The sequence below is a fragment of the Flavobacterium sp. FlaQc-52 genome, from assembly GCF_044007495.1.
GTDB classification, from domain to species: domain Bacteria; phylum Bacteroidota; class Bacteroidia; order Flavobacteriales; family Flavobacteriaceae; genus Flavobacterium; species Flavobacterium cupriresistens.
Map to the genome: position 1 here is coordinate 431,033 of NZ_JBIPCV010000001.1, position 11,781 is coordinate 442,813.

The 11,781-nt window shown below is 41.3% G+C and carries 12 protein-coding genes; 8 read left to right on the forward strand and 4 right to left on the reverse strand.

Features of this window, described 5'->3' with window-relative positions; translation table 11 throughout:
- Window positions 1-134: 134 nt before the first annotated feature.
- Window positions 135-593 (reverse strand): GNAT family N-acetyltransferase, encoded by a 459-nt coding sequence (locus ACHRV5_RS01945; RefSeq protein WP_041515724.1) that lies wholly within the window; start codon window positions 591-593, stop codon window positions 135-137.
- A gap of 83 nt (window positions 594-676) precedes the next feature.
- On the reverse strand, window positions 677-2,098 hold the full coding sequence (locus ACHRV5_RS01950) for a DUF6602 domain-containing protein (protein WP_052480037.1): 1,422 nt from the start codon (window positions 2,096-2,098) through the stop codon (window positions 677-679).
- 267 nt (window positions 2,099-2,365) lie between these two features.
- Between ACHRV5_RS01950 and ACHRV5_RS01955 the strand changes: the two genes are divergently transcribed.
- The 5 genes from ACHRV5_RS01955 to ACHRV5_RS01975 all read left to right on the forward strand — a co-directional run bounded on the left by ACHRV5_RS01955 (window position 2,366) and on the right by ACHRV5_RS01975 (window position 5,931).
- Entirely contained in the window at window positions 2,366-2,755 is a 390-nt protein-coding gene (locus tag ACHRV5_RS01955) for a hypothetical protein (RefSeq protein WP_129022517.1), read from the forward strand.
- A gap of 210 nt (window positions 2,756-2,965) precedes the next feature.
- Complete coding sequence (locus ACHRV5_RS01960) at window positions 2,966-3,328, forward strand: hypothetical protein (protein ID WP_129022518.1); 363 nt, start codon at window positions 2,966-2,968, stop codon at window positions 3,326-3,328.
- Window positions 3,329-3,558: 230 nt separating this feature from the next.
- Window positions 3,559-3,702: a hypothetical protein gene (locus tag ACHRV5_RS01965; RefSeq protein ID WP_395425561.1), complete on the forward strand. Its 144-nt coding sequence runs from the start codon at window positions 3,559-3,561 to the stop codon at window positions 3,700-3,702.
- A complete protein-coding gene (locus ACHRV5_RS01970) occupies window positions 3,699-4,748 on the forward strand; it encodes a succinylglutamate desuccinylase/aspartoacylase family protein (protein ID WP_395425562.1) in 1,050 nt (349 codons plus the stop codon). The genes ACHRV5_RS01965 and ACHRV5_RS01970 overlap by 4 nt, the downstream gene beginning before the upstream one ends.
- 109 nt (window positions 4,749-4,857) lie before the next feature.
- Window positions 4,858-5,931, forward strand: coding sequence for a mechanosensitive ion channel family protein (locus tag ACHRV5_RS01975; RefSeq protein ID WP_395425563.1), 1,074 nt, complete (start codon window positions 4,858-4,860; stop codon window positions 5,929-5,931).
- Between the two features lie 205 nt (window positions 5,932-6,136).
- Here ACHRV5_RS01975 and ACHRV5_RS01980 read toward each other — a convergent pair whose 3' ends face one another.
- The gene (locus ACHRV5_RS01980; RefSeq protein ID WP_395425564.1) at window positions 6,137-7,519 is read right to left on the reverse strand and encodes a hypothetical protein; all 1,383 of its coding nucleotides are present in this window, start codon (window positions 7,517-7,519) and stop codon (window positions 6,137-6,139) included.
- A gap of 189 nt (window positions 7,520-7,708) precedes the next feature.
- The gene (locus ACHRV5_RS01985) at window positions 7,709-8,524 is read right to left on the reverse strand and encodes a hypothetical protein (RefSeq protein WP_129022522.1); all 816 of its coding nucleotides are present in this window, start codon (window positions 8,522-8,524) and stop codon (window positions 7,709-7,711) included.
- A 511-nt stretch (window positions 8,525-9,035) separates the two neighbouring features.
- Between ACHRV5_RS01985 and ACHRV5_RS01990 the strand changes: the two genes are divergently transcribed.
- The 3 genes from ACHRV5_RS01990 (at window position 9,036) to istB (ending at window position 11,710) form a co-directional block, all read left to right on the forward strand.
- Window positions 9,036-9,269 carry a DNA cytosine methyltransferase gene (locus ACHRV5_RS01990; protein WP_395425565.1) on the forward strand — a complete coding sequence of 78 codons (234 nt, stop codon included), beginning with the start codon at window positions 9,036-9,038 and terminating at the stop codon, window positions 9,267-9,269.
- A 371-nt stretch (window positions 9,270-9,640) separates the two neighbouring features.
- Window positions 9,641-10,960, forward strand: a complete 1,320-nt coding sequence (gene istA / locus ACHRV5_RS01995; RefSeq protein ID WP_395425834.1) for an IS21 family transposase — start codon at window positions 9,641-9,643, stop codon at window positions 10,958-10,960.
- Window positions 10,961-10,972: 12 nt separating this feature from the next.
- Window positions 10,973-11,710: an IS21-like element helper ATPase IstB gene (istB, locus tag ACHRV5_RS02000; RefSeq protein WP_041515719.1), complete on the forward strand. Its 738-nt coding sequence runs from the start codon at window positions 10,973-10,975 to the stop codon at window positions 11,708-11,710.
- Window positions 11,711-11,781 lie beyond the last annotated feature (71 nt).

Genomic DNA, 11,781 nt, shown 5'->3' on the forward strand with positions numbered 1-11,781 from the left:
TTATGTTACGCAAAGTAACAACCCAATATTGTAGACATTCTGAATTTTCGACAGATTAGGTAAAAAAAAATTGCTTTTCTTCTTTTCTTCCGCTTAATGAAGACATAATTGCCTTCATGCCGGCAATGCAATATTTATATATGAAGCTTCATTCCCTCATGTGTCGGCATAAAGCCCAGGCTCTCGTAAAACTTCAAAGCCTCTGGCCTTTTCTTGTCTGTGGTCAGCTGGACCACATGTGCCCCTTTCTGCTTTGAACGCTTTATGGCCCACTCGAACATAAGCTTTCCGAATCCCTTTCCTCGGTCTTCCCTCCTTATCCTGACCGCCTCTATCTGCGCCCTTACTCCGCCCTGATAGGTAAGATACTGGATATAGCTCAGCTGCATGGTTCCGACCAGATCTCCAGCCTTATTAGTGACGGCGACCAGCTCCTGCGAGGAATCAGCGCATATATTTTCAAACGCGCTTAAGTAAGCTTCAGGTAGGGGGATCTGGTAGTCCTCCCTGTTCTGGCCAAGGGCATCATCCGCCAGTAGCCTGATGATTTCGGGCAGATCGTGCGCTTCTGCTCTTCTAAACTTTAAACTCATACTGCTTAATTGATTTAAAATAAACTTCTTAGGAGATTAAACTGCCTTTTAAGTGCAGTAGTTCCCACAATACGCCTGCAAAGCTAGTAAGCAATGTTATTATATTTTTCAATCAAATACTCCCTGTCAACGGCTCCTTCCATCCATTTCCTGACATCTCTGATGCGCTCTTTAACGTTTTTGATTTGGATCTCCATTATTTCACTGTCATCGAGATCCAGATGAGCGGTGCTCCTGTCTTCTGTAAAAAAAGTCTTGTACGGCAGCCAATTCTCCTCCGTCAGCCTTCCGTATGGAGATGACTCCGCGGTCTCGCGAAGTTCGCTAAAGTATAATCCGTTGATTTTTTTTGCCGAATTCTCAACTTCAAGAAAGGCAAAAAGCCTTTGGAGGAAAAAAGATTCCCCAACGCTGAATCCTTTTGTATCTTCAACTGTATATAATACTGGAGAAGAACACTGCTCTGCATCGATCCCGCTGTAATCAATATACGCGCAAACTGCATTGGGAACGCACACCACATCCAGATGATGATGGATAGCAGCGATTTCATTTTTTTTGTAGAAATTGCCTATAGTTACAGCCGCCGATTTATTTGTCAAATCAGTGTTAAATGCAAATATGCCTTTAAAGAAAGGTACGGAGCTCATACCTGAGTCGAATATTTTATCTATTCCCTCCAGCGAATCTGCCAGTGTACCGGAATCAAGGGTCGTCTTAATTTCGATTACGGCAATCACGGCCTCCTTTTTGACCACGACCAGATCATCCTCTCTAAAAACCGGAATATAATTATGCTGGTCGTAAATTATGATATCGATCTGCTTGCTGCTGCCCTCGATGAATCCTGTAGCCACATGAAACTTTTTTGGCACATATTTTCGAAGTACGGAAATAAAAAGCTGCTCTCTATAATTTCCAACAGTCTGTCCGTGGCTTATTACATAATTGATCCTGTCGCTCTGGCTCTTTATTTCATTTGAGATGGAGGAAAGATATCTTTTCTTGTTTTCTAGTTCGATCCTGTCGGGACTCAAAGCAATATACTCATCCCTCTTCAATTTGACATATCTTAATGAATTGAGTGCGATATGCGATTTAATTATTCCCTCTGCATCCGACACGGAAACCCCTAGTTCTTTAACCAATACATTGATGCAGTCAGCGGTCTTTAATCGGTACTGGTCAGAGAAATGCAGCGTATTGATAAATATATGCCAATTTTTTCTGATCTTCTTCTGCAGATCAAGATATGGACCCGAATCGAATGAACGGCGCCTGTCAACAATTAAAAACGGATCGACCTGCTGCTCAAACTCCTCTATTGTATATCTGACCGTTCCTTTTGCCATGGCGTCCGGAGCTATTGAGTGCCACAAAAATTTTACTGCATTTTCCTCTATTTCCGAAATCTGCCCAAGCATGGCAGTGTTATAATGGTCGTTCTTATTTACAATAAGATGTTTCCCTTCCAATAAAAACTTTAAATAATCTTTTGTCGGCAATGTGATGTTTTTTAGGTTAATATTTAAAACTGGACATTACAGTTTTTCTTCAAGTTTATACACTAGTGAATGCTGCAGTGCAAGGCGAATTTACCATTTTTTTTCTTAGCATTTCTCGCCCCAGGCCAGATACTGCCGCTAATTATCGGCTCAGACCGTAAAGCGCACCTGAGCCTCTTGCATTTGGAGATCACTCAAATTTCGGCACGTTATTTGTTTTTTTTTTATAAAACATTAATTTACCGCTGATTAACTAATCTGAAAATTATGAAAACAACTTTATTTTCTCTTCTGTTCTTCGCAATGGCTATAAGCGCATCCGCCCAGAACCAGCCTTCTTCCGGCACAAATGCATTTCCCTGCATCGATGCTGCATACAGGCTTTACAGCACAAACAATATGTGGACCTATATCAAACTCAACACCCGAAACGGACAGATGTGGCAGGTCCAGTGGGACACTGGAAAAAACAGGTTCGAGTCTCCCCTTTCGCTCAAGGCGCTCGCCGCACCCGATCAGGAAAAAAACAGCAGATTTGTCCTCAGCCCCACCACCAATATATACAATTTCATTCTGCTGGACCAGCTTGACGGCCGTGTCTGGCAGGTGCAGTGGTCAAGCAAACCCGAAGAGCGCGCCATTTTAGCCATAGAATAGAAAAAGGACGAAAAAGCATTTTCCTTTATCGGTCCGCAGCATTATTTTTGCACTCTGCTGCGGACACTGCATTTAAATATTGGATAGGCATTACTGCACAAATGGACGAAGTTAAATCTTTGCTATATTTGTTTTTATGCCGGCTGATTTTCTTTAAAATGCGTTATATTTGGCCGGAACAAACAATTAAATCAGCATTTCCCCTTACGCATGAAGCATTTTAAAGGCATATTGATAATGGCGCTCCTTGCCATGCGAATGCTTTACGGCGTTGAAATCCACAGCGTCTCTTCCGTGCTTGCCGATTGCGCCGAGATGCAGAATATTTCAGGCAGGAAAGCCCACCAGTGCGCCGTAGATGCGCCCCATAGCAAAAAGAAAATCCGCATAAGCGCTTCTTCCCAGGACAAAAAAGAAAAGCATAAAACCCCTGCGCTATTAAAATCGCTATCAGAAAAATTTACTGATGAAGCGCTATCGCTCCCTCACAGCAAAAGCACCGCCTATTTTAAGCTGAACACTGCATTTGCAGACGCTTCAAAAAACTCCCTCTACAGACTCCATTTCTTTTAGACTCAAAATTCAGTTTCAAATTTACCGATTCGCTGGCTTAACTATCGATAGTACGCTCATCACATCGTAAAAGAAGGCCGTTTTTTATGTTCTCTGCTGCCACCTGCGATTGCCAGCCTGTAAAACAGCGACCTATCCAGCTGCAAGACCATATATAAAAAGTGCCGGCTTACGAGAAAAGCCCATTATTTAGCATTCGGCTTCAAGAGTCTGAAATGCCCTGTAAAACTATGGCAGCCCGCACTCCCGCTGCGCTTTCCAATACAGCTGAAAACCTGTTTAAACCAATTAAAACCAGACCCGCCGACGGTCTGCAAATCAGTATGGCTATTCTGTATTCAGCCGGAATAATCATCGATTATTTAATGCAATGAAAAATTTAATTCTTTCTTTTATATCGCTTTTGGCAGTCCATAGCGCCCAGTCACAAAAAAACGCGCTTAAGAGATACCTCGAAAAACAGGATGCTTCCACAACCGATACGGTCATCTGTTTGAAATCCTCGGATTCGGTCTGGGCTGATCTTCCCGTGACCCTAATCAGGGGGCGTGAAAAAGGTCCAACCCTTACCCTAGCCGCCGGAATCCGCGAAGGCGGATTTTCCGCCGCCGCTTCCCTGCTGCAGCTTCGCCGTGAGATAATGCCTGAAAAGCTCAAGGGAAACCTCATTATAATTCCCGACGCTGATGTACAGCGCTACAGCGGCCGCAGCTCCCAATCCGACAACATCCGAATGTCCCATCTTTCCGATGCTTTTCCGGGCAGCGCCAAGAGAACCGCGGCAGAATTGATCGCCGATTTTATTTCGACTGATGTCTTTGATGCAACTGATGTATTTCTGGAGCTGAACGGCTGCTATTCCGGCAGTGATCCGATAGCTTTTATGTGCTACTACGACAATGCGGAATTCATGCAGCAGACAATGCTGGCGTACCGCCTGAGCGAAGCAAGCGGACTCGGCACCATCCTGAGCCATCCGTACCCGCTCTCATCAGGAGAGCCTTCAAAATGCGCCGTGAAGCAGGCGGTCAGGCTGGGAATTCCCTCATTGAGCATGACATTAGGCGGATATGAAAAACAGGGATCCTCCAGCCAGCCATCGGATGAAGAAGCGCTTTACAGGATTATGGCAAAATTGGAAATCTACAATAATGGCACAACAAAGCCTTCCCGCACAAAGAAATCCAGGTATAACAGAAAGGCCTGTATAAAGGTTCCATTTCAGGGCATATTCTGCAGCTCCATTAAGCCAGAGGATAAAATCAAAGAAAGCCAGAAGATAGGCTATCTGACCGATATTTTCGGCAACAGGAAAAAAACTCTCAGAGCGCCCGAGTCGGGCACCGTACTTTACAAAACAGATGCAGATGCTGTAAATGCTGACGAAACTGTAATCTGCATCGGATACAGGATCCAATAGCAGAAATATCTGCTGGATTTCGATTTGGAGCAGTTTCTGCCAAGACAGATAACTACGCTGCGCACTGCATGCATATATCCATTTCTTTAACACAATTAAATCAAAGATCATGAATGAGATTTTAAGCACCCCACTTTGGGGAAACACAATATATAAATGGCTCACAGCACTGATAATTATAATTGTCCTTTTCGCGATTATAAAAATATTCAAAGTGTACATTTTCAAGCGGCTCAAAAAATGGGCAGCTGCAACCGCCACATCCTGGGATGAATTCGCAATGGAAGTCATTGAGAAGAACATTCTTCCCCTGCTGTACATAAGCACCGTTTATTTTGCCCTGCAGACTTTGGCCTTGGGCCTAAGGGCAAAAAATATTCTTCATACGGCATATATGATTGCCATCACTTTTTTTGTAATCAAAATAATAATTGCCGCTTTCAAAAAATTCGTGCTGTCCTTTATCAAACGCGACCAGGACAGCGAAAGCAAAGAAAAGCAGGCAGGCGGGCTTATCGCCATAGTCAATATCATCATCTGGCTATTAGGCGCCGTATTTCTGATTGATAATATGGGCTACAATGTGACAACCATTGTAGCGGGTCTGGGTGTCGGAGGTATCGCTATCGCGCTTGCGGCACAGACCGTGCTTGGAGATCTCTTCAGCTATTTTGTCATCTTCTTTGACCGTCCATTTGAAATCGGAGATTTTGTAACGGTGGGCACAGACAGCGGCGTTATCGAATATATCGGGATTAAGACCACCCGAATCAGAACCCTGAACGGAGAACAGCTTGTCTGTTCCAATACAGACCTGACCAACTCCAGGCTGCGCAACTTCAAGCGGATGGAAAGAAGAAGGATTGTTTTCGCAATCCGTGTCACCTACCAGACCACTAACAGACAGCTTAGGGACATTCCCGGTATTGTTGGAGAAATAATAGCCTCGAAAGATAAACTGAGCTATGACAGGGGGCATTTTTCAGGTTTTGGAGATTTCAGCCTTAACTTTGAATTCGTCTACTACGTCGATGACCCGGATTACAATTTCTATATGGACGCCCAGCAGGCCGTCTATCTTGAAATTTTCAGTGCCTTTACAGAAAAAGGAATTGAGCTTGCATATCCAACGCAGACCATACAGATTGAAAGCCTTCCGGTATTCTCAGTTGCAAGGAACTAAATAACAACATACTAGGCGATATTCTTTCGCTGAAAAATCTAGACATTTATTAAAGAGACAATTAACCAATAATTGTCTCTTTTTCTGCTGACATAAAGCGCAGGCGAATGGTTTTGATGGTCAATAATCGTTTTCCCGTCCATTTTGGCTGCTCCGATATTTAAAATAAGCTCCCAAGGCATCACAAGCGGAATGCTAAAAAGTATCAGGCAATAATGGCAAGTATGATATCATAGACAAGCGCTTTAAGCTCCTTATTACAGAGCGATAAATCCCTGTCGGGCGGATTTCCATGATAAATCAGGTTCCTGACTTTAATAAGCTGGCCAAATTCCACATCATAATCGTCCGGATCCAGATGGAGATATTTTATAAAACCCTCAAACTGATCGATAAGGCCGGTCTTTTTAATAAAGGATACTTTCTCAAAAGCTTTAGAATCAAATTCCTGTTTATCTGCGTCCGCGACTATTTCACCGATTTCTTTTATCTTCTTTTTTATGAACTTATTAATAGAGCTTTCTGATCCTGTAAAAGCATATTCTTCCTTGACAGTGAAAGCACTGCCGTCCAAGGGCTCATTTAAGAAATAGTTTCTGAACTTTTCAACGATGTTGTAAAGGACCATGAAAGCTGAAATATCATCAAGGTGCTTTATCCTTACGAGTCTGGGAACAGCCTCCTGTATAAGCTCCCTGAAAGTTTGGAATTTCTCAAAATTTACCGAATCTGCAAAATCGTAAATATTCTGATATTTGTCCTTCAAATGAAATTCCTGCGAGGAATCAAAGTTTTCGCCGGAAAGCTTAAAGACTTCTCTGGTGCCAAAATTATCCCTATCATTCACCCTGAGCAGGGCATTGAAAAAATCAATGTTCTTCTCCCAGTACAGGGACATCAGCAAGCATAAGTCTTCTCCGAGGGAAAGCAGCTCCAGATCTTTAACTTTTTCGCTGTCATCCCTTAGAGCCAGCTGTGCATCTCTGGTTATTACAAAATCCTTTTTTGGTTCGCCCTGTTTATAGGAATGGCTTAATGAAAGCATAAATTCGACAGGACCAAACCTGGTCCATCTGTTATGGTTCCGTTCAATGAATTTGTCATCTGAATCATAAGTTCCAAGCTGGCCGTACTGGATATATCCTGTGAGATGGGAAATGGCATTGTCTGCCAGGCTGAATCTTGCGTCAGCGGCATACCTTCCATTCTGGAAAAGACAGAAATTTCGAATAACCAGTATGACGGATTTCTTGTCATGATCGAAATAATTAGTTCCATGAAAATCTATCAGAGAGCTTTCAGAAAACTCAAAAAACTCCGGGTTCACCCATTTATATGGCGATAATGCAGGATTTACCAAGTCCAGGATGCTGGTTCCTGCTTCTGCAAGTGCTCTGAATTTCTCGTACAGATGATCAGAGGGCTTATAATAAATAATCAGCTGCGCCTCTTCAGGTCTTCTCTGGTTATATATCAGTCTCGCATCAAACTGCGAATCTCCGCTTTCACCGGGAAAGCCGTCCAGCAGTTCTTTATGCTCTGACAGCTTTAGCAGTATGGGCACATCATTTTGAAAGTAGTCTTTCATTATTATAAATTATAATTAAAGCATTATTTAAGTTTAGACGGCGCAGAATAAAATATGCAGCCAGCCAAATTTATTAAAATAAAACAGAAAAAAACGCAGGTAGAATTACCTGATATCTCAATTTCTCTTATTTCTGGAGAGCCAATCAATCTAAAGATTTTTGCTAAAATCAATATTTTACACCACATTTTAATGTACCCTTACAACCGAAGATTCGGGAAAATCGACGTCAAGATATTTCTTTATGATTCCGGTTATAACATCAATGCGGGTCCCGATAATCACAGATCGGTTTTTGACAGGCCAATCGGTCATTATTGCAGTTAATTTTGGCTTTACAGTTCCCGAAATCAAATGCGAAGGATCCGTATACCACAAGCCGCACCCGCTGATTCCGTGAAGGTCTGGTCCAGTTCCAAAGGTACCATTCCTGCTGTTATACGCAGATTTTTTATTATAGTGGGCAACTACATTAACTGCCGGATTTCGATTTAAATTAGAATACTGGTCGAGTTTCGCCGGCGAAGTAAAATGAAAAAACGTGGTGGCATCAAAAATATCGGTCTTGTACAAAACTTTAGACTTTGTTGCAGGGTAACCAAGAAAAGTGTAGCACTCCCCGTCTTTGAATGTGTGGTTGATTGCAAGATCATCTGCCTGGACAAAACTGTATCTTCTTAAAATATGCTGGACGCAATTATCATTGAGTTTCAAGACCGCCACATCTACTCCATCTCTCTCCCTATTTGCAGGACCAATATAAAAAGTTGTCCCGCCTGGCCTGATCGTTTCATAATCTTCCGATAAGAAAATAAATAAATCCCTGTACCTGTCAAAAACATGAGCGGCTGATACAAGAAAATAATGCTCTTGAATCTGTATAAACACACCTGTCCCATGAACTTTATAGTTGGAGGTATCAGTGAGAAGAATGCATGTGTAGTTCCTCATTGAACCCAGACTCATTAATTGAAGCTCTCTATATAATTCTTCCGGTGTTTTCATATCGCAAAAAATTAACTAAAAAAAAAATTATCATACTAGATCTGATTGATGATTTTTAACTTTCGTTGAAACCCTTATGCTCAAATGCTTTGTGCAGCCAATTCAATAAAAATAATAAAAATAAAAAAAATAAATTGGCTCTCGTTCTTTTTTACGCTGTCAGCTGCGTTAATAAAATTTCCAGAACAAATGAGCGGCATCGGCTGCCTGCAAAGCAGTTCGTCTAACTAAACAGCCTACAGAAATTTCTCTGCTCGAGGTATCGGCAGTGCTTGCTGCATTTAACAGGTTATAATAATTATTCCTTTAGGATGCCCGCAGAATATCCAATACATTATTTTCAAATTTACCATTAAATTTACTGCAATTCTTGCGGTCGAACTCTATTGCCGCCAAATGGCGGAAATTAGAGACAATTAAAGACATCATATCGTTTGAGCCATAAAACAAAATAAGTTTGAATCATCGTCTAATTCATAATTGACAACGAAGTGTTGAAAAAAATGCAGATATGATATACTCTAATTCCGCTGGTAAAAATAATGCCTTACCAAAACAATCAATTGAGGTAAAGTCTTTTCCCTTTTCGTCATCTGAGAAAACCTCTTTTACCTTTATAGACCTATTTGCAGGCATTGGAGGTTTCCGAATGGCAATGCAGTCTGCTGGCGGAAGATGCGTGTATTCCAGCGAATGGGACAAGGCTGGAAAAAACGGTCAAATTGACCACGCTTTTTCAATATAAAGTGACCACCGCTTTCGGATCAAACTGACCACCACTTTTCAATTTAAACTGACCACCTTGTCTCGGTTTAAATTGACCACCAAACACTACTTCTTTTCATGTTGTTAAACCATGGATCTGTATAAAAACTACAGACTATGGCAAATAACAAACTAGACATGAACAAAATTAGAAAAGTCATTAAGTTGCACTGCAACGGCAAAAGCAAGCTGTTTATAAGCCGATATTTATCTTTATCCAGAAATACTGTAAAAAAATATATCTCTTTATTTGAAGTTCTTGGATTAAGCCTGGAAACCGTAAACAAGAAAACTGACACCTAATTAGACGAACTGTTTTCTCAGGGTCCAACAGAAGTTATTTCCTCAAGAATCGAAGATCTGTATGCTTATTTTCCTCAGATGGAACGTGAATTAAAAAAGGTAGGCATCACCATACAGACTATGTGGGAAAGATATATTGAAACCCATCCTGACGGTCTTAGAGTAACACAGTTCAGGCATCGCTTCCGAGACTGGAGCAACAAGGTAAACCCTGTGATGCATATGAATCACAAGGCTGGCGATAAAATGTATGTTGACTATGCTGGAAAGACGCTTTCAATCATAGACAAAAGCACATCCGAGGTTCAGGAAGTACAGTTTTTTGTTGCCATACTCGGTGCCAGCCAGTATACTTACGCAGAAGCTTCAATGAGCCAGCAGAAGGAAGATTTTGTAGCTTCGGTAGAAAATGCAATGCGTTTTTTTCAAGGAACACCTGCCGCAATTGTGCCTGACAACTTAAAATCTGCCGTAGTCAGAACCAGCCGCTTCGAACCCACCATTAATGAAACTCTGGCTGATTTAGCTGAACATTATGAAACTACTATTCTGCCTGCAAGAGCATACAGACCCAGAGACAAATCTTTAGTTGAGGGTGCGGTTAAGATACTTTACAGAAGAATTTATGCAAATCTGAAAGACTCTAAATACTTCAGCATAGAAGAACTGAACCAGGAAATATGGAATCTGCTCGATGCACATAACAACAAGAAACTTACCGGAAGACCATACTCTCGTTTTGAACTCTTTATGGAAGATGAAAGACATGAACTGCAGCCTCTTCCTCTGGAACGCTTTGAGATTAAATACCAGTCTCTGGCAACAGTAATGCAGAATGGGCACGTCCAGTTAAGCCAGGATAAAAACTACTACAGCGTGCCCTATCAATATTTAAAGAAAAAAGTAAAGCTGCTCTACACAAGCTCTACTGTTGAAATATACTTCAAATACAACCGTATAGCCACTCATATCAGAAATCCCAAGCCCTATATCTATACCACAAATCCCGAACATATGGCAAGCACACATCAGTTTGTAGCACAGTGGAATGCCTTAAGGTTTATTGACTGGGCCAATAGTATTGATCCGGCAGTAGGAGAATATATCATGCAGATAATAGAAAGCAGGAACCACCCCGAACAGGCCTATAAAAGCTGTTTAGGCATATTGTCTTTTGATAAGAAAGTAGGTGCAGAAAGATTAGCAAATGCCTGCAAACGTGCTCTGGATTTTAAGATTTATAATTTTAAAACCATACAGAACATCTTAGAAAACAGTCTGGATAAGATACCCATGGAACACGAAAAGGAAGAAGATCAGGATCTTCCCGACCACGGCAATATCAGAGGAAAAAATTATTATAACTAAAATCAATTTACAATGAATGAATCTACTGTAGCAAAAATGAAACAGATGAAGCTTCATGGAATGCATAACGCCTTCATGACAGCTATCGAAAGCGGTAAAACCGATCATTATACCATTGACCAGTTTATGTCAATGATAATAGATGCCGAATGGGATGAACGCCACAACAGGCGTATTGAACGCAGTATTGCCAATGCACGCTTCCATTACAAATCAAATATTGAAAGCATCAATTTTGACCAGTCCCGGAACATTGACAGAAATCTTATACTCCGGCTTGCAGAATGCAGTTTTGTAGAAAAGAATGAAAATATACTAATCACAGGAAGCACAGGGGTTGGTAAAAGTTTTTTAGGAACAGCACTTGGTTATCAGGCCTGTATCGAAGGGTATAAAGTAAGTTATTTTAATACTGCAAAATTATTTGCAAAGCTGAAAATGGCCAAGGCAGATGGCACATACCTGAGAGAACTGATGAAAATACAAAGGCAGGATGTTATCATACTAGATGACTTTGGACTCCAGGCATTGGACAGCCAGAACAGAATCACACTTTTAGAGATCATCGAGGACAGGCACAACAATGGTTCTATTATTGTAACCTCGCAGATCCCCGTTCAGGGATGGTATGACATAATAGGCGAGAAAACCATAGCAGATGCAATCCTGGACAGATTAATACATCAAGCCCACAGGGTTGAGCTGCATGGGGAATCAATGAGAAAGAAAAAAAGCATAATCAAGGAATAATTATTTATTTATATTTGAAACAATAATTAACACACGAAAAAAAGTAGTTTTTTAGGTGCTCACTTTGCACC

Excerpts from the sequence above, each read along its gene's own strand:
- ACHRV5_RS01945 (WP_041515724.1), bottom strand. The coding sequence starts at position 593 with ATGAGTTTAAAGTTTAGAAGAGCAGAAGCGCACGATCTGCCCGAAATC.
- ACHRV5_RS01955 (WP_129022517.1), top strand. The coding sequence starts at position 2,366 with ATGAAAACAACTTTATTTTCTCTTCTGTTCTTCGCAATGGCTATAAGC.
- ACHRV5_RS01960 (WP_129022518.1), top strand. The coding sequence starts at position 2,966 with ATGAAGCATTTTAAAGGCATATTGATAATGGCGCTCCTTGCCATGCGA.
- ACHRV5_RS01965 (WP_395425561.1), top strand. The coding sequence starts at position 3,559 with ATGGCAGCCCGCACTCCCGCTGCGCTTTCCAATACAGCTGAAAACCTG.
- ACHRV5_RS01970 (WP_395425562.1), top strand. The coding sequence starts at position 3,699 with ATGAAAAATTTAATTCTTTCTTTTATATCGCTTTTGGCAGTCCATAGC.
- ACHRV5_RS01975 (WP_395425563.1), top strand. The coding sequence starts at position 4,858 with ATGAATGAGATTTTAAGCACCCCACTTTGGGGAAACACAATATATAAA.
- ACHRV5_RS01980 (WP_395425564.1), bottom strand. The coding sequence starts at position 7,519 with ATGAAAGACTACTTTCAAAATGATGTGCCCATACTGCTAAAGCTGTCA.
- ACHRV5_RS01985 (WP_129022522.1), bottom strand. The coding sequence starts at position 8,524 with ATGAAAACACCGGAAGAATTATATAGAGAGCTTCAATTAATGAGTCTG.
- ACHRV5_RS01990 (WP_395425565.1), top strand. The coding sequence starts at position 9,036 with ATGATATACTCTAATTCCGCTGGTAAAAATAATGCCTTACCAAAACAA.
- istB (WP_041515719.1), top strand. The coding sequence starts at position 10,973 with ATGAATGAATCTACTGTAGCAAAAATGAAACAGATGAAGCTTCATGGA.